Annotated in this window: 21 protein-coding genes and 3 pseudogenes; 12 read left to right on the forward strand and 12 right to left on the reverse strand. The window is 69.1% G+C overall.

Annotated elements, in window-relative coordinates:
• Positions 1-361, reverse strand: a 361-nt coding sequence (locus tag FCI23_RS49300) for an SDR family NAD(P)-dependent oxidoreductase (protein WP_136730514.1), incomplete at its 3' end; no start/stop codon positions are given.
• Between the two features lie 96 nt (positions 362-457).
• Here FCI23_RS49300 and FCI23_RS49305 point away from each other — a divergent pair.
• A complete protein-coding gene (locus tag FCI23_RS49305; protein WP_136730515.1) occupies positions 458-1,306 on the forward strand; it encodes a LysR family transcriptional regulator in 849 nt (282 codons plus the stop codon).
• Here FCI23_RS49305 and FCI23_RS57600 read toward each other — a convergent pair.
• Positions 1,281-1,421 (reverse strand): hypothetical protein, encoded by a 141-nt coding sequence (locus FCI23_RS57600; RefSeq protein ID WP_169317348.1) that lies wholly within the window; start codon positions 1,419-1,421, stop codon positions 1,281-1,283. The two genes, FCI23_RS49305 and FCI23_RS57600, sit on opposite strands and share 26 nt — an antisense overlap.
• A 71-nt stretch (positions 1,422-1,492) precedes the next feature.
• On the opposite strand from FCI23_RS57600, the gene FCI23_RS49310 reads away from it, so the two are divergent.
• From FCI23_RS49310 to FCI23_RS57605, 4 genes are all read left to right on the forward strand, one after another.
• Positions 1,493-2,176 (forward strand): hypothetical protein, encoded by a 684-nt coding sequence (locus FCI23_RS49310; RefSeq protein ID WP_136730516.1) that lies wholly within the window; start codon positions 1,493-1,495, stop codon positions 2,174-2,176.
• Positions 2,163-2,468: a hypothetical protein gene (locus FCI23_RS49315; protein ID WP_136730517.1), complete on the forward strand. Its 306-nt coding sequence runs from the start codon at positions 2,163-2,165 to the stop codon at positions 2,466-2,468. Before FCI23_RS49310 ends, FCI23_RS49315 begins: the two co-directional genes overlap by 14 nt.
• On the forward strand, positions 2,465-3,085 hold the full coding sequence (locus tag FCI23_RS49320) for a DUF721 domain-containing protein (protein ID WP_136730518.1): 621 nt from the start codon (positions 2,465-2,467) through the stop codon (positions 3,083-3,085). The genes FCI23_RS49315 and FCI23_RS49320 overlap by 4 nt, the downstream gene beginning before the upstream one ends.
• Positions 3,086-3,280: 195 nt before the next feature.
• Complete coding sequence (locus tag FCI23_RS57605) at positions 3,281-3,430, forward strand: hypothetical protein (RefSeq protein WP_169317349.1); 150 nt, start codon at positions 3,281-3,283, stop codon at positions 3,428-3,430.
• 128 nt (positions 3,431-3,558) lie between these two features.
• Here FCI23_RS57605 and FCI23_RS49325 read toward each other — a convergent pair whose 3' ends face one another.
• From FCI23_RS49325 to FCI23_RS49340, 4 genes are all read right to left on the reverse strand, one after another.
• Positions 3,559-3,765 (reverse strand): NUDIX hydrolase, encoded by a 207-nt coding sequence (locus FCI23_RS49325; RefSeq protein ID WP_136730519.1) that lies wholly within the window; start codon positions 3,763-3,765, stop codon positions 3,559-3,561.
• 133 nt (positions 3,766-3,898) lie between these two features.
• Positions 3,899-4,363, reverse strand: a complete 465-nt coding sequence (locus FCI23_RS49330; RefSeq protein ID WP_136730520.1) for an IclR family transcriptional regulator — start codon at positions 4,361-4,363, stop codon at positions 3,899-3,901.
• 909 nt (positions 4,364-5,272) lie between these two features.
• Positions 5,273-5,518, reverse strand: coding sequence for a type II toxin-antitoxin system RelE family toxin (locus tag FCI23_RS49335; RefSeq protein WP_136730521.1), 246 nt, complete (start codon positions 5,516-5,518; stop codon positions 5,273-5,275).
• Positions 5,515-5,778 (reverse strand): type II toxin-antitoxin system Phd/YefM family antitoxin, encoded by a 264-nt coding sequence (locus FCI23_RS49340; protein WP_136730522.1) that lies wholly within the window; start codon positions 5,776-5,778, stop codon positions 5,515-5,517. The genes FCI23_RS49335 and FCI23_RS49340 overlap by 4 nt, the downstream gene beginning before the upstream one ends.
• An 88-nt stretch (positions 5,779-5,866) precedes the next feature.
• On the opposite strand from FCI23_RS49340, the pseudogene tap reads away from it, so the two are divergent.
• Positions 5,867-7,414 (forward strand): annotated as a pseudogene (gene tap, locus FCI23_RS49345) (telomere-associated protein Tap); the annotation flags it as partial.
• Between the two features lie 77 nt (positions 7,415-7,491).
• Here tap and FCI23_RS64375 read toward each other — a convergent pair.
• Positions 7,492-7,638 (reverse strand): annotated as a pseudogene (locus FCI23_RS64375) (hypothetical protein); the annotation flags it as partial.
• A 180-nt stretch (positions 7,639-7,818) separates the two neighbouring features.
• On the opposite strand from FCI23_RS64375, the gene FCI23_RS49350 reads away from it, so the two are divergent.
• The gene (locus tag FCI23_RS49350) at positions 7,819-8,157 is read left to right on the forward strand and encodes a hypothetical protein (protein ID WP_136730523.1); all 339 of its coding nucleotides are present in this window, start codon (positions 7,819-7,821) and stop codon (positions 8,155-8,157) included.
• Between the two features lie 895 nt (positions 8,158-9,052).
• The gene (locus FCI23_RS49355; RefSeq protein WP_136730524.1) at positions 9,053-9,334 is read left to right on the forward strand and encodes a hypothetical protein; all 282 of its coding nucleotides are present in this window, start codon (positions 9,053-9,055) and stop codon (positions 9,332-9,334) included.
• Between the two features lie 199 nt (positions 9,335-9,533).
• Here FCI23_RS49355 and FCI23_RS49360 read toward each other — a convergent pair whose 3' ends face one another.
• Entirely contained in the window at positions 9,534-10,361 is an 828-nt protein-coding gene (locus tag FCI23_RS49360; protein ID WP_136730525.1) for a helix-turn-helix domain-containing protein, read from the reverse strand.
• Between the two features lie 112 nt (positions 10,362-10,473).
• Between FCI23_RS49360 and FCI23_RS49365 the strand changes: the two genes are divergently transcribed.
• The 4 genes and pseudogenes from FCI23_RS49365 (at position 10,474) to FCI23_RS49385 (ending at position 13,209) form a co-directional block, all read left to right on the forward strand.
• Entirely contained in the window at positions 10,474-11,250 is a 777-nt protein-coding gene (locus FCI23_RS49365) for an alpha/beta fold hydrolase (protein ID WP_136730526.1), read from the forward strand.
• 468 nt (positions 11,251-11,718) lie between these two features.
• Positions 11,719-12,465, forward strand: a pseudogene (locus tag FCI23_RS49375) (IS5 family transposase); the annotation flags it as partial.
• Between the two features lie 245 nt (positions 12,466-12,710).
• Entirely contained in the window at positions 12,711-12,935 is a 225-nt protein-coding gene (locus FCI23_RS49380) for a hypothetical protein (RefSeq protein WP_136730527.1), read from the forward strand.
• A gap of 28 nt (positions 12,936-12,963) precedes the next feature.
• A complete protein-coding gene (locus FCI23_RS49385; protein WP_246144797.1) occupies positions 12,964-13,209 on the forward strand; it encodes a hypothetical protein in 246 nt (81 codons plus the stop codon).
• A gap of 50 nt (positions 13,210-13,259) precedes the next feature.
• On the opposite strand, the gene FCI23_RS49390 is transcribed toward FCI23_RS49385, so the two are convergent.
• The 4 genes from FCI23_RS49390 to FCI23_RS49410 are packed head-to-tail and all read right to left on the reverse strand — an operon-like array spanning position 13,260 to position 15,732.
• The gene (locus FCI23_RS49390; protein ID WP_136730529.1) at positions 13,260-13,604 is read right to left on the reverse strand and encodes a hypothetical protein; all 345 of its coding nucleotides are present in this window, start codon (positions 13,602-13,604) and stop codon (positions 13,260-13,262) included.
• 34 nt (positions 13,605-13,638) lie between these two features.
• Entirely contained in the window at positions 13,639-14,232 is a 594-nt protein-coding gene (locus tag FCI23_RS49395; RefSeq protein ID WP_136730530.1) for a hypothetical protein, read from the reverse strand.
• Positions 14,229-15,242, reverse strand: a complete 1,014-nt coding sequence (locus tag FCI23_RS61600) for a DUF6262 family protein (RefSeq protein WP_246144796.1) — start codon at positions 15,240-15,242, stop codon at positions 14,229-14,231. Before FCI23_RS61600 ends, FCI23_RS49395 begins: the two co-directional genes overlap by 4 nt.
• On the reverse strand, positions 15,232-15,732 hold the full coding sequence (locus FCI23_RS49410) for a hypothetical protein (protein ID WP_136730531.1): 501 nt from the start codon (positions 15,730-15,732) through the stop codon (positions 15,232-15,234). Before FCI23_RS49410 ends, FCI23_RS61600 begins: the two co-directional genes overlap by 11 nt.
• Between the last annotated feature and the right edge of the window lie 124 nt (positions 15,733-15,856).

The raw sequence follows: 15,856 nt of genomic DNA on the forward strand, positions 1-15,856 counted from the left end.
CGCGGATGACGCCGATCACGTTGGTCTCCACGACCGTCCGGATGGTGGCGGGATCGACCCGGGTGGGCTCCTGCGGCATGCCACCGGTGATGCCGGCGTTGTTGACGAGCACGTCGAGGTGCCCGGCCTGCTCCTCGATCAGCCGTGCGGCGGCGGTCGCGCTCGCGTCGTCGGTCACGTCCAGCGGTACGCCGAACGCCTCGACGCCGGCCGCGCGCAGTTTCTCCACCGCGGCCTTACGGCGCTGATCGTCGCGGGCTCCGACGCCGACGCTCCAGCCGAGGGCGCCCAGGCCTGCCGCGATCTCGTACCCGATTCCCTTGTTCGCGCCGGTGACCAGCGCAATCGTCCGTTCAGTCATAGGGACCATGCTGGCTCGGACCCTGGCGAGGGGTCCAACACCGATTAGGTGGGCAACGATACCGCCCAGGTATCGATCCCGGGATAGCATGGCTGCGTGGAGACCCGGGAACTGCGATATTTCGTCGCTGTCGCTGAAGAGCTGCACTTCGGGCGCGCCGCGCAGCGGCTCGGGATCGCACAGCCGCCTTTGTCGCGGGCGATCCAGCAGCTCGAACGCCGGCTCGGGGCAGCGCTGCTGGATCGGACCAGCCGCACCGTCACGCTGACCGAGGCCGGCTCGGTGCTGCTGGCCGAGGGCCGGGCGGCCCTCGACGCGGTCGACGCCGCCGAGCGCCGGACCCGCCGCGCCGCCCTCGCCGCGACCGGCCATCCCGGCCTGGTCCTGGCCACGAAAGCCGGCGCGTCCAGCGAACTGCTGGCGAAACTGCTCGACGCCTACGCCGCCGAACCCGACGCGGTCCCCGTCGACGTCACCCTGTGCGGCCCGGCCGAGCAGGAACGACTCCTGCGCGAGGGCCGGGCCGACGTGGCGCTGCTGCACCGGCCGTTCGACTCGACAGCCGGTTTCGACACCGAAGAGCTCAGCACGGAGAGCCAGGTTGTGGTCCTGCCGGCCGGGCATCCGCTCACCGTCCGGGCGCACGTGCACATGGCCGACATCAGCGCGCTGCCAGGCCTGCCCCTGCCACGCTGGCCCGACCCCGACGGCACCTACCCGCCCGGCCCCGGCCCGCAGGTCCGCGACCACACGCAGTTGCTGCAGCTGATCGCGCTCGGCCGCGCTTGCACGATCTCACCGGAGTCGTGCCGAGCCCAACTGCACGGGGACCTCGCCGCCGTGCCCGTGCTGGACGCGCCGACAGTCACCACCGTGATCGCCTGGCCACCGCACAGCCGGTCCAGAGCCGTCGCCGACCTCATCCGGACTGCGACACGTCTCTAGCATCACCGCCCCGGGTGCGGGCGGTGATGACCAACACGCCGTCGACGACCGCGACCGACTCGACGACCACGGGCCTGAGTCGAGCAAGCAGCACGACCAACACCTCGTCGGACATGCCCCAGCACCCCGCCGCACGAGCGCGAAGTCACGCCTCGTCAGCGCCGACGATCACCGGCTACGAAAATCTTGGATGAGCCGATTCATGACACTCCCAATGGCGAAACTTCAGATGCGAGAGCCGGGTCGCTTGTCGAAGCGCGGCGCGTCGAAGCTGCGGAGAGTAGCTTCGAATTTTGTGTCGAGCTTGTCCAGGCGCTCATGGACGGCCGGGTTGCTATGTCGAGCAGCGGCGATGCGGCTGTTGAGGTCTTCTTGTTCCCGCTCCAGTTCGGCCACACGTTCGCTCTGGCCTTGGAGCCGGTCATGGAGGGCGAGGGAGTCGTTGATGCGGGCAAGGTGCTCTTCCAGCCGGGCCTGCTGGGCGGCGACGGCTCGGATGCGTTCGGTCTGGTCGGTGACGTATGTGCCCGTCGCACGGTCGAGCTGTTCGCCGAGCTCGGTGCGGCGGCGTGCTTGGGCGGAACGGGCGGACTCAAGGCTGTCGAGCCGACGTGTGCTGCGCTTAATGAGTTCTTCTGTCTCGGTGACCTGTTCGATGACGCGGTCTTGCTCGGCGGCGAGTGCAAAGGGCGCCGGGGCCTGCGGTGGGGTCTGCAGACACAGCCTGCAGGTGTTCTCGTCGCCCCGGTCGGGTACGCCGGCGCCACAGCGCGGACAGGTATGAAACTCCTACTGCCTTGCAAGTTGAGAGGCCTCTCCGGGAGGGGCTCCGAAGGGGCAGCTTGCCCGGCGGGCCGTGCACGCTGCTGAGCTGGCAGCCGCAGCGACTGGGGCGGACCCGCTGGACAACCCGGAGTGGCGGGCCTGGTGTGAGCAGCGCCAGCAGGCCGCCGCCGTCTGGGAGTCGGTCGTAGCCGCCGTCGTACGGACGGATGAGGACCGACGGGCGGCCCGCGCGGCCGCGCTCTTCAACCCGCAGCTGGTCATCGATCACCTTGACGATGACGAAAACGACGCAATCGACCTCTATGGCATCGAGCTGGCAGCCCAGTGCACCGGCCTCAACGCCTCCTCCAACGTCCAGCTGGGAGTCTTCCTATGAGCCTGGAACGCCCCGAATGGTTCGCCGACCTTGACGCCTGGTGGCTGCCAGCCGTCGGCGACGACGTCGCGGCCCACGTCACTCCGCTCGGCTTCGACTCCCAGCATCGAGTCCACGTGGAGTGCACCGGGCCGGCCTGGAAGACCCAGCTGCAGCTGCTTGCGACACCACTCCTCACGAAGATCAACGAATACGTGCAGGGCATCGAGATCACAGGCTTCATCGTCCGGCCCCACGCCACCCGGGTTCCCCGCCTGGTCACGGAAAAGTGGGGCGACCTGCTGGGCAGGGACCTCGCAGACCTGATCGTGCCGGTCACGCTCGGACGGCACGGCCAGGAACTGGTGACCAAGGCCCTGACCCCCGAGGCACGGGACGAAGCCAAGCAGCGATCACCCGAGATCCTGCGCAGGATCCGTGAGCTGTTGGGCGAGCACTGCACCATCAGCAGCTGGCCCGGACTCGGACTCCGGCCTGTCACCGTCCTGGTGGCGGCATCACCCGACTGGCCCGACCAGCAGGCGGTGGAGGACATCCTGCTGGAGACCTGGCACGACGAGCGTGTCGTACTGCGCGGCCCACTCGTCAACGAAACGGTCGGCTTCGGTCTCAGCTGAGTGCTCCAGGACGAATGAATACTCGCTGCTAAGGGCCTGGGTGAGCACTACGAGCAGGCACCGCTCGTACGCAACCAGAAGCTCGTGGCACACGGGGCGGACCTGCGCCTGGGCCTTCCTCACCAACCCGGACGATCCGCCACGACTGATGACGCTCGCGACCGCCGCCCAGATCCCCGTCCGGAGGATCGTCCCGTGACCGAGCCCCAGATCAGTGGCATCGACCTGGCCCGGGTCGCACTCCAGGCTGCCAAGGCAGCGGCGAAGAGCCGGCCCGCCGATGCCAGCGGGGGCCGCAGCAGCGCCCGGCGCCGCCGTGGCCCGGCCGTACGAGGCGATATTTAAAGTAATTTTCGTCGTGCGACACCCCATCGGGCGTGTTCCCGCAGATCATGTCGGCGAGCGTCGATTTGGCGGACGAGCTGTCCGCCGACGGGGCTGCTGGCTGCGCTCGGCCAGCAGCGGGCCCAGCTTCACGCCGTCGATGCCGAGTCCTCCAGCACCTCACGCCGGGCGGCGGCGGGGAAGTCCTCCTCAAGCTCCAGGGAGCCGCCGGCGGTGGCCCAGAAGCACCCGACCCGCTCGACCCTGATGGAGCGGAAGAGTGGGGCGATGAGGACGGCCGGAGGGAATGGGCCAGGGCGTGCTGGTGCGGTGGGGCTACGGCGACCGTGCCGCATAGCGGGGAAGGCGGGGCCCCACCGCCGAACTATCCGGTCAGGGAGTAGGCGGCGCCAGCGCCGTCCGAGATCAGCAAGCTGAGGCGGTTGGCGGCGGCCCGGATCGCGGTGACGGGAGCGGCCCGGTCCCTCGTCAAGGAAGCGGGCTTGATGATGACGACGCCCCGTAGACGGTTCTGCCCCACATGACGGGTGACGCTATGCCGTCCCACTCGGGGATCTCCTCGCGGCCTATCGCGTAGCCGTTCTGGCGGGCTTTTTCGACGGCGGCCTGGTATTGGCGGCTGTCGCGGATCGCTCCAGGACCGGCGTCCACGGGGACCGGCTGCCCCAGGATCTCGGAGATCCGGGCTGGCGGCAGGCGGGAGGCGATTGCACGCCCCGAGGCGCCGACACGCAGAGTGGAGGTGAGCTCGACGGACTGGCCGATGGACAGGCCCAGGCTGTCCCAGCCGTACCGGCCGGGGGCGAAGTCCGCGACGGTCCGCTGCGGCGTGCCGTACGGAGAGACCTTCCACAGGAGCGCCATACCGTTCTGCTGCCGAGCGAGTGCCTCCAGGACTGGACGGGAGACCTCGGGGCCCGGCGTCTGCGCCATGGCCTCCATACCGACCTGTGCTGCACCCGGGCCGAGCCGGTACTTGCCCGGTGGAAGCCGGATGAAGAATCCCGCTGGATGGCATGGATCGTCCGCCATGCCATCCCATAAGGTCCGCTCCCCTCCGCCCGTAAGCCCGGACTGGAGGATCCGGAAAACGACTGTGGCGTCGAGGCCCGTGACTTCTGCGATCTCGCTCGGGCCGGCAGGTTTGCCCAGGAGCGCGAGGGCTTGGACGACTCGCATCACCCGGTGGGCATGAACGGTGCCGCTGGGCCGGGCGGCTGCGTTCGCCCTGGCTGCTCTTGGGGCCTTCTCGGATGCTGTAGTGGGCAACTCAGATACCACTTTCGTTCCTGCGAACTGATGTGCAGCGGTCCCGGGCGGTGAGCGGCCTGCTGGTCGGCAAGCCCGAGCGTTCGGTGTCCTCCTCCTGTCGGTGGGTCAACGGCGAGGTGGGATGATCTCCAGGACCGGGCGCACCGGCCTACGGCAGGGCCTTCCAGGTCCTGGATAGTGAAAGCTATATGGTGAATCGAGCAGCAGCCGAGGCCGGCCTTGCCCGGGGAGTGATCCCTGTGGCGAACAAGGTGGACCCGAGCCGGTGCCCCCGCAGAGGGGGCAGAGATACGACCTCTTGTGAGATATCCCGTGGGTTCCGGCGGACCTTCAGGACGCCCCGGCGGCTCTGGCCAGGCAGTTTGTGCCCCTTGCCTGCGATCCCGGAAGTGGATCATGAGGCTTCGTCAGGAATCCCGAAGAACCCTCATGATCCACTGTGTGCTCCTGGCACCCCCGGGGAGCTCGTAACCCGGGGCGACGAGGTGACCGCGAGGTGCGGAGAATCAAGACGAACCCACGGGATATCCCACAATCCGTGAGGCCACCCCACCCCCCTTCGGTCATCGTTCAGCGCAGGCGTCCGAGGTGGATGACGCTGATGCGGACCCGATGGTCGCTGATCTCGTACATCACGCGGTAGATCCCGACGTGGATGCGCAGCACGTCGGTGCTGCCGAACGCGCCCTCCGGCCTCGGTTCGTCGGCGAGACGGTCGACGGCGGTGAACACCTGCCGCACCCCGTCGGGATCGTCCTTGGCGAACCGCTCCGCCTGGGCGAGGGCCTCGGGCTCCCAGATGACCTCGTAGCTCACGCCTCATCTCCGCCGAACACGCGGCGGTACGCCTCGTCGTGCGGGACGCCGGCGCTCTCACCCCGGGCCTGACGGGAGCGGTAGGCGGCCTGCGCCCGCATCTCCTGCAGTTCGAGGGCGTCGGCGGGGCTGACCAGTATCGCGATGGTCTGACCGTGGTCGGTGATGGCGACCGGTTCACGGGTGGCGCTGACCTCGCGCGCGATGGCGCCAAGCCGGGCGCGGGCTTCCACGATCGAGTAGGTGCTCTCCGTCGTCATGCACACCACCTTACAAAAGTGTGCACGTTCCCGCCATCAAACGCGCAACGTACGCGATCCGTACGCCAAAGGGGTCAGGAGGTGTTCCATGTCTGAGTTGTTCGACGCGGTCGACGCGCTGATCGCGTCCGCGTCCCCGCTGCCGCGGCCGGCGGAGCGCAAGCGGCTGCGCGCCGCACACGGGCTGACCCTGGACCAGGTGGCCGGGGCCCTGAAGGTGCGCCGCGCGACCGTCAGCGGCTGGGAGAGCGGCAAGACCGAACCGCGGCCGCCGGAGCGCGAGGCGTACGCCCGGCTGCTGGACAAGCTCGCGGAGCTCTACCCCGCCAACACCACGGCGCCCGGCGAAGACACGGCGGTGCCCGAGACGTTCGCCGGCCCCTCCGCGCCCGCGCCGCGCGAGGCCGAGCCCGTACAAGCGCGTCCTGTGTCCACAGGCCCGGCCACCGAGGCTGCGGCCATGACCACTGAACAGAACACCCCGCAGCGCCCCGCGCCCGCTCCGTCCCGTACGGCGGCCGCCACCAGGCCGTCGGCGACATCGCGGCGTCCAGCGGCGAAGAAGGCCCCGGCCAAGCCCGCCCCGGCCGCGGCCGGCGTCGACCCGCGCTTCGCCCACGGGCCGCTCGCGGTCGTCGACGTCGAAGACGGGCAGGTCTTCGCCTACTGCGTCGGCGGCCTGGTCCTCGATGTCCCCGCCAAGTCCATCCCGGCCCTGGTCGACTGGACGCTGTCGGAGGCGAAGCTGGGCGCGCCCAGGCTGAGTGGGCCGGGCAAGGACGCCGACCCGCTGATCGTGCTCACCGAGGCCGCGTGCGAGCGGTACGGGCTGCCGCTCCACCTCACCGAGGAGGAGCGCCTGTCGGGTCGGCTGTCGGAGGGCCACAAGGTCATCAAGCAGCTGGCGCGGGCGGAGTGGAAGCTGACGAAGCGCGGGTTCGGGCCGTGGGCGCAGATCTACCGCCCGGCGCAGGGCTCCGACCGCCTGTGCGTGCAGCTGTGCATCCCGGGCTGGGACGCGCTCGACACCCGGCACTGGGCCGATGCCGGGCAGCTTCCGCCGGCGGAACTCGCCCGCCTCCTGGGCACGTACGCGACCCGGGTGATGACGCCGCGCGGCTCCACCGCCGTGACTGGCCTGGAGCTGATGACCGCACTGCACCCGCCCACACGGGCCAGCGAACCGGACGCCAGCGGCAAGCGGCACAGCGAGCACAACCCCGGCTCGCTGGGGAAGGACCCGGTCGACTGCGCGCCGTGCGAGGCCCCCGACGGGCACCCGCTGCTCGCCGATCTGCCGCGCTTCCACCGGCGCACCCCGGCCGAGGTGCTGCTGGAGGAGGCGTACGACTGGGCGCGCCCGATCACCGATGAGGAGTGCCTCAAGCGCTACCTGGTGGGCATCGACGTGAACATGGCCTTCGCCGCCGGCGCGAACGGCACGATCGTCGGCCTCGGAGCGCCGACCCGGGTCAAGAACCCGGTCTTCGACCCGAAGCTGCCCGGCTCCTGGCTGGTCGACCTCTCGCATGTCGATCTGTCGCGGGTGCTGGTCGGCAAGGAGTGGAAGGAGCTGGACGGGGATCTGCTGCCCAGCCCGTTCACGCCCAAGGGCGACCGGCCCGAGGGGCCGGCCTGCTCGCAGCCCTTTTTGTCGGCCTCCGCTTTGTCGATGAGGCCGACCATGATCAGGCCGCCGTAGGTGTTGGCCATGGCCGCGATGGTCTTCAGCAGACTGGTGGAGTACTCGCGCTTGAACTCCAGCGTCAGGCTTTCCACCTGCTCCGGCCGCGCAGCGAGGGTGCGTATGCGCTCGATCGTCAGGTCCGCCGCCGACGCGGCGAACAAGGAGGTAGTCATCCCCTCATAATCCACCAACAGCCGCAAGCCCACATCGAATAACCGCCTCGGCCCGGCTCTGCCGCCAGCCTTTCGTTCCGCCGGTGACAACTATCGCGCCTCGGCACATGTGACGGCCCGTCGCAGAAGCGCTCTGGGTGGCGGCCCGTCCTCTTTCCCGACGTTGAATGCGAGGCCCTGATGAGCACTCCCGCGCCCCGGCTACCGCGCCGCCCCCTCACCGGCGGGGCCGCGCCCGAACCGATCGACTGGGCGAAGGCGGGCCGCGGCTCGGTCCGCCGCCGGGCCCGGGGCATGACGCACGCAGAGGCCGTAGCCGCCGTCCAGGACGCCCGCTTCCAGGACGCCCGCTTCCAGGACCGGCAGGACTCCCGGCGCGAGGACCTGGCGCACGATGAGCGCGGGCCGGCCGAGCTCGCGGATACGGAAAGTAGCCGTTCGGCGCAGTGCCCAGCAGGTGCGGCCGGTCCTCGGATCGGCTGCGCCGCCGTCGGCACCCGGTGGAGAATCCCCGGGTGACCACCGAGACGACCGCGGCCGCGCTCTACGCCCAGGCCCTGCGGACACGGAAATATCCGTGTCCCGTGCCCGGCCGCCACTCACCACGCCCCTGGGCGGAACTCACCACGGCAGGTCAGCGCCTTGCGCAACGCCCGGCGGGCCCCGTTGCGAGCCTGCGCAACCGGCCCGCCGGGCCCGCGCCCGGCACTGCCCAGGGGGCTGGCTGGGGCCCGTGGCCACGCAGCGCGACCTGCCCCGGCCGGTGGGCCGTGGTGAGGTGGCAACAACGGCTGCGCCAACGGGTACGACAACGGGTGCGCTGCCTGCCGGGCCGGTCGTGCGTTCCCGCAGGTCATACGGCGGTTTTCCGGTGGTGAGTGCGCTGACTTCTCCTCTCTGCCGCCCCTTCTTATCCCTGGTGTTGGCGGTGGGTGGGTGGTGGGCGGCCGGCGGCGAGGGGAACCCGGGGCGCTGCGCTGGCTCTAGGCGGGGTGCGGCGTCGGCCGGGGGCCGCCGCACTGGGGGCGCCTGGCGGCGCCGTGGTGAGCCGGTGACATCACTTGGGCATCACTTGCACGATCGCTTGCGCTATCGCTTGCACGATCACTTGCGCCGCTCTCTGGGGCGGCTCTGCATTTGTGCAGCTCAAGGCCGGTTTTTCAGCCGTGCGTGTCGCTGACTTCCCCTCTCTGCCGCCCCTTCTTGTCCCTGGGTGTTGGTGTATGTGGTGGGGTGTGGGCGGGCGGCGGCGAGGGGTGGGGACTGCCGGGCGCTGCGCTGGCTGGGTGGGGCGGCGTCGGCCGGGGGCCGCCGCGCGGGTGGTGGGGCGGCTGGGGCCGCCGCTGGGCGCCGTTCTCCCACTCACCGGTCCGAGGGTGCCGCTGAGGCAGAACGCCCGCTCAGACGGCCGTACATGCAGCACACCACCGCCCACCCCGACCGGTGCGCGGTTCCGTGGGGCGTGTGCCCCGACCACGGCGGCACCCTGCGCTCCAGCGCGGGCCGCAGCAGCTGGTGCACGGACCTCGCCTGCCTGAACACGTGGAACTACGACCGCCTGGACGCCGCGTGCCCGGAGAAGGCGACCCACACCGTCCAGGCCGCCGACGGCCGGTACGTCGTGTGTACCGGCCACGCCATCGCCGCCCGCTCCCAGATCACCGACGCCCAGGTGCTCACCGGAACCCCGGCCTGACCACCACACCCCGAAAGGCAGCTCCATGGACGAGGACAAGAGCTATCCCCTGGACTTCATCGTGGGGAAGATCCGCGACTACGCGGTCGCACAGATAGGCACGGTGGTACCCAAGCAGCGAGGCAGGTACAGGGCCCTGGCGATCATGGAGTTGCGACGCTCTGTGATCATAGATGATGCCCTTCTTAAGTACACCCCCTCACTCGACGGTCACCGTCGCCTGCCACGCGCCCGGGCGCATGCCTGTCGCCTTCCGGAAGAACACCGAGAAGTTGGACGCGTCGGGGAAGCCGAGCGTGATGGCGCAGGCGGCCGCGGTGAGGCGGTCGTGTGCGAGGAGCCGTTTGGCTTCCAGGACGATCCGATCGACGATGTACGCCTTCGCGCTGCGGCCGGTGACCTGCTGCACCGCTCTTGAGAGGGTGCGGGGCGCGTATCCCAGTGTCCGGGCGTAGTAGCCGGCGTCGTGATGTTCCCGGAAGTGCGCTTCGACGCTGGACCGGAATAGTCGGAACACCGGATTGATCGACCGTGCTTCGGCGTGGGGGGGCCGGAGCCGGGCGATGAGCGCGGAGAGCAGGATCTCGGGCAGCTCCGTCGAGATATCCCCGGGTGGGGCGGATGCTTCGAGGAGGAGATGGTTGCGCGCGGTGTCGACGAACGGCCAGTCGGCATCGGGAATGCTCCAGTGTGCGACCAGGTCCGGGGACGCGACGAGCTCCCGGGTGGCGTGGGTGACCGGCGCGGTCGGCACGAACAGCACGACGTGCCCAGCCACGCCAGCGATGTCATCCCATCGGTGCACAGCTCCAGGAGCGACCCACACTGCGGACCGCTCCTGGAGCGGGTGTCGGAGGAAGTCCACGGTGACGGATCCGTGCCCGGCATCGACGACGGCGAGGACGTGGAAGTCGGCACGCTGTGTCCCGCCGTCGTTCAGCTCGCGAAGGCGGTCGAACGTCATGGTTTCGACAGTGGCGGCACGGCGCCCGACGGTCTGGTAGGTCATCTGCCGGATCACGGTCATCTGTCCAGTTTCCACCATCAGGCGACCAGTCATGCCGATGCCCCGGCACAGCGGAAGAGATTCAATAAACACACAGAACAACCGCCCCAGAGCACTGATCGAGAGAGTCACGATGAACACAACGCAGCAGCCGCTACTGCCCGCTTATGACCACCGGCCGGGGACCGGACCGACCCTGGTGTTTCTGCACTACTGGGGTGGATCCGCCCGCACCTGGGACCTCGTCGTCGACCGCCTCGCGGGACGCGACATGCTCACTGTCGACTTCCGCGGGTGGAGCCGCTCGAGCAACCTGGCCGGCCCCTACACCCTCCGCCAACTCGCCGACGACACGCTCGCCGTGATCGCCGACGCGGGCGTCACCGACTACGTCCTCGTCGGACATTCCATGGGTGGCAAGATCGCGCAGCTCATAGCGGCGACCCGGCCCGCCGGCCTCCGCCGGATCATCCTCGTTGGTTCCGCTCCGGCGAAGCCCGCCGCAGGGATCACTCCCGAGTACCGGGAAGGCCTTTCCCACGCCTACGACTCCGACGAGTCCGTCGCTGGCGCACGGGATCACATCCTCACCGCGACCGAGCTGCCCGAATCGATCAAGTCGCAGATCGCGACCGACTCGCGGGCCAGCACCGACGCCGCCCGCACGGAGTGGCCGCTGCGCGGCATCGCGGAGGACGTCTGCGAGCACACCCGCATGATCAGCGTCTCCGCCCTCGTCGTCGCCGGAGAGAACGACCATGTCGAGCCCGTCGACGTACTCGTCAACAACCTGGTGCCCTACCTCTCCGGAGCCGACTTCGCGGTGATTCCGAACACGGGTCACCTGATCCCGCTGGAAGCTCCGGCCGACCTCGCCGACGCAATCACGGCCTTCGCACCAGCAGCCTGACCATCTGCGCGGCCTGAAAATCGACTTCGTCACCGATCACCCGCAGGACGCCCCGCCGCGTGACAGCGCGAGGCTGAGGCCCGGCCCTCCCACGTTGATACGCACCCCCGCCAGACCTGCTTGCCGCGGCCGACCGGGGCGACAAGCCGGTCGGCCTCACCGCCCGGCGCCGTGCCGAGACACCTCAGCAGGTGGGGCCCTTGTTCATGGGCTACCTGCAGGCCGGTGACGTCGAGGGTCTGCTGTCGCTCTACGAGCCGAGCAGCGACGGGTCGGCCGCCTCGTGGCCCGGGGACGTCTGCGGACCAAGGGCGAGCCCGCGGCATGGCCACGTGGCCTCTGACCTGATCGTCGTGGACACCAGCCGACGACCAGCACGAGTAGTTCTCCTGCCCCTCACACCAGAGCCGTGACCAGCAACTTCACGATGCACACCACTCATTTGGGAGACCTGTGCCGGCGCTGCCTGGCTGCCACCGCCGACGCATCAGCGACCGGATCATCTTCGACAAGATGCTACAACTGCTGCGCTTCGGCTGTTCTTACGAGGCGATCGCCGACACCACCTGCTCGGCGACCACGATCCGAAGCCGCCGCGACGAGTGGATACGACAGGGCGTCTTCGCCCGGCTCAAGCAGATCGCACTCGATTCTTACGACCGGATCGTCGGCCTCGTCCTCGACCAGATCGCCGTGGACGGCTCCATCACCAAGGCTCCCGGAGGCGGCGAGGTCGCCGGACGCTCACCGGTCGACCGCGGCAAGCAGGGCCTGAAACGCTCGGGCATGACGGACGGATACGGCATTCCCCTGGGGCGTGTCCTGGCCGGAGCCAACCGCCACGACTCCCCCCTGCTCGCCCCGACCCTGGACCGCCTGTACGACCTGGGGCCGTTACCCGACGACATCACCGTGCACCTGGACGCCGGCTACGACTCGGACAAGACCCGCACCCTGCTCAACGAACGCGGCCTCCTCGGCCGCATCGCACACAAAGGCGAGAAGGCACCCATCCAGGCCAGTCAACGTTGGCACGTCGAACGCACCTACGCCTGGCAGAACGCATTCCACCGGCTCGCCCGCTGCTACGAACGCCGTACCACCGTCATTGACGCCTACTTCGACCTTGCCGACACGATCATCACCGTCCGTAGCCTGATCCGCCGAGCCTGGACCACCCACCGCTGGGACGCACGCCCACACCGCCGCCCATGAGTACACGCCTATCTGCGCGACCTCTACCTCGAAGGGTCGGGGCTCATCGAGGACGGCGAGTTCGAGATCATCAAGGATGACCTGACCGAACTGGCCCGGGGCATCGTCAGCGAAGTCGAGTCGTCCTACGGGATGTGACCCGCCCATCGGCTCACCGGGCCCCGCTTCGTCCGTACCGGGGTCTGGCCGCCCACCGCGGCGCTACCGTGAAGACACCACGCCAGATGACCGCCCAGGAGCACCCGATGAGCGAACAGTCGGCCCCCGAGCGCCAGCCGCTCGATCCCACCGCCGCCGATGCGGTCCGCGCGTACGCGGCCAGCGAGCGGGCCAAGACGGACACCCTCGCGAGCGTCCTGGAGGACATCGCCGCCAACGGCTACCCGTCGCCCGACAGCGGCGTGCCGTGGGAGACCGCCCGCGACGCGCACCTCGCGACGCTCGCCGGTGAGCAGGCCCGTGTCGCCTGACCATGGACCTCGCCGCTCGCGGGTGATCATGGTGGAGCCCGCGCTGACTCAGCTCACCAAGCTGACCGCGAGCGACACGCACCGCCTGGACCGCGCGATCGTCGCGATCTCCGTCAACCCGGAACTCGGCACGCAGATCCCGGGAACCCTGCTGCGCGACTACGTTGACGACATCGACGGCGTACGCGTAATTTTCTACGTCACGGCTTTGAAGACGATCATTATCTCGGGTCTCGGCGCGTTCTCCGCAGGTCAGATTGATCTGGCGGCGTGAGGGACGTGAGGCATGTAGTGGGGGACAGTGTCGCTTGAGCAGGACGACTGTCATCGGTCGGCTTGGCGGACTCCCGTGTAGGCGAGGACGACGCTGGCATCATCGGCGAGGAAGAGCATGAAGGCCCAGGTTCTGCCCGGCGTGAAGATGCAGCCGATGCGCAACGGCGTGGTCCGGTACTGGGTGAGGATGTCGACGGTGGCTGACAGGGCGAGAGTCTCGGTGCCCCGTTTCCTTGCGCGCCGGTGGCGAGCCGCGTAGATGCTGGCAAGTTGCTGGCCGGGGACACTGCCGTCCCATATGACGAAGTCGCCTCCGTCGAGAAGCGCTGCCCTTGCTGGTGCGCAGGCTGTGGTCTGTTGGTTGAGCATCCCGGCCAGGTCTGCCCGGTTCATCTACCGCTTCCTCCCCTTGTCGTCCGGGCTCCACTCAGTCGTTGAAGTGAAGCCTCTGCCGGGTCCAGAGAGTGAGGTCGCTGCTGGTGGCGACGGCCAGGGTGAGGCCGGAGGGTGAGAAACCGGCGGTGCGGAGTTCTGAGTACTCCGAGTGAAAGACGTGCCACCACGCCTCTCCCGCCGGGCCTTTGTGGCTCCCGGCGTCTGCGGAGAGGATGACGCGGTCGTGGGGCCACTCGGGGCTGACGACGTCCAGGGTCCAGCCGTCGGGGGTGGTGCTGTGGAGGCCGCCGCCGAAGAGACCGGCGATGCGGACCGGGGTGCCTTCGATCGGCCCGAGTCCGGGGCAGGTGAGGTCTGGGTGGGCGTCGGGGATGCTGGTGTCGGGGTCGGGATCCCGGTCGCGGGCGATCTTCTCGCCGGTGGCCGCGTCGAAGAGCCCGTGGCCGTCGCTGGAGACGACCATGACGAGGTCGTGCCCGCTGTCGGGGTGGACTGCGAAGCCGATGCCGAGCAGGCCGCCGATGGGAGTTCTGCGGTCGAGCACCGGCTGCCATGGCTCCGGGGCCGGCATGACGGGGGCTGCGATGTAGCGCTCCCGCAGCTTCTGCTGGTACTCCGTGATCAACTCGTCTCCTCGGTGCGCTTCGCGTCGAGGGTCTCCCGCGCAGCGGCCCACGTCGACTCAAATTCATACTGGGTGATCTCGGCAGCGCCGCCCGCGTCGTGCCACCCGTGCAGACTGCCCTCCGCGAGGACTCCGTACTTCCGCTCGTAGGCGGCCATCGCCGCGAGATTGTCGTGGTCCCGGACCTCGACGACCTCCGCCAGGGAAGCCGCAGTCACGAGTCGGCGCTGAGGTCCTTGCAGGTCGACCTGCCGTAGCGCCCATCCCTCGTCATCGAGTTCGAAGTACGACCAGGTGTCGCTCTCGTCGTCGTAGGCGCGGATCCAAGGGGTCACATCCGCATGATCTCTCGGCGGTAAGAGGCAGCCTCCGGCGGGTCCACGAAACAGATGCTCTCCGGCCTGGCGGCTGCCGGGCCGCTCTAGGGAGGGGGCAGTGGGGCGGTTCTCGTCACGGATCATGCGACGGAGGCTTGTGCGGGCGGCCGCGAGGTCGTCCTCAAGGGACTGGACTCGGTCCTTGAGCTGACGGTTCTCGGTCTCCGCTGCGCAGGCATCCGCAGCGAGGTGGTGGTTCTCGCTGGTCAGCTCCGTGAGTCGTTTCTGAAGGTCGCGGCCGTCCAGCTGGTCGACCTGACGGCCGAGTTGGAGACGCATGCCTTCACGCAGGCTGCGGACTTCGTCGCGGAGTCGGGAGATCTCCTGGCGGGCGAGGAGAAGATCCGTGCGTGCGCTGGTCGGACTGAGGGTGAGTCCGGAGGCTGCGGCCCGGACGGGCTCAAGGGCCTGGCGCTGGCGGGCCTGATCGATGTGCTCGCGGACGCCCGGGGCATAGACGAGCCAGGTGGACACTCCGGCCTGCTTGGCGACCGCGGCAAACGTGACGGTCTCGCCCGCCTGGAGCATGTCCTGCACGGCCTTGAGCACCCGGCTCCTCTTGGTAAGGCTGTCCCGCTGCCGGGCCGCCTTCAGCACGTCCCCCGGCGTCCTGGCCGGCAGGTCATGAGTCACTGTCGTCCTTCGGCCCGATGACGGTCAGAGGCAGCAGCTTGTGGTCCTGCGTGGCTCGGACCTTCCTCAGGATCGCGCTGGCCTCTTCCACCCCGGATCGTTCCTCATCAGGCATGTCGTCGAGTTGTTCGCGCATGCTGCTGAGGACGCCGGTGAAGGCGGTGATCTGGTCGGTGAGGTTGCGGACGACGAAATCGTCGGCTTCCATCGCTCGGGCGGTCTCCCGGTCGGAACGCAGGCTGTTGAGGTGTTCCTCGATGGCCAGCAGATAGGACGGATCGGGACGGTAGAAGCCGCAGCCGGCGCACTGGAACCGCAGGGCACAACTCTTTCCGCCGGCCTTGATGTTGGAGGGTTCGGTGCAGTTGCCGAACGGAACCGCAACCGAGCGGGCCTCGTAGGCGGTCGTACTCGCGAACGGGGCGGGGTTGCCTGCCCGGTCCACCACATGGAGACGCATCGTCTGCACGGCCTCACGCTTCCGTTTCATCGTGACTAATGGTGACGTCGGGTATCGGAACTGTCCGAATGCCTTGGTCACAGCGGTGAAATGGGAGTGCGTCCCGGTGGGGATCCCGGCAGGATGCGATCATGGTTGCCCCCTTGGACGTCCC

The organism is Actinacidiphila oryziradicis (assembly GCF_005047355.1).
In the GTDB taxonomy this organism is placed as follows: Bacteria; Actinomycetota; Actinomycetes; order Streptomycetales; family Streptomycetaceae; genus Actinacidiphila; species Actinacidiphila oryziradicis.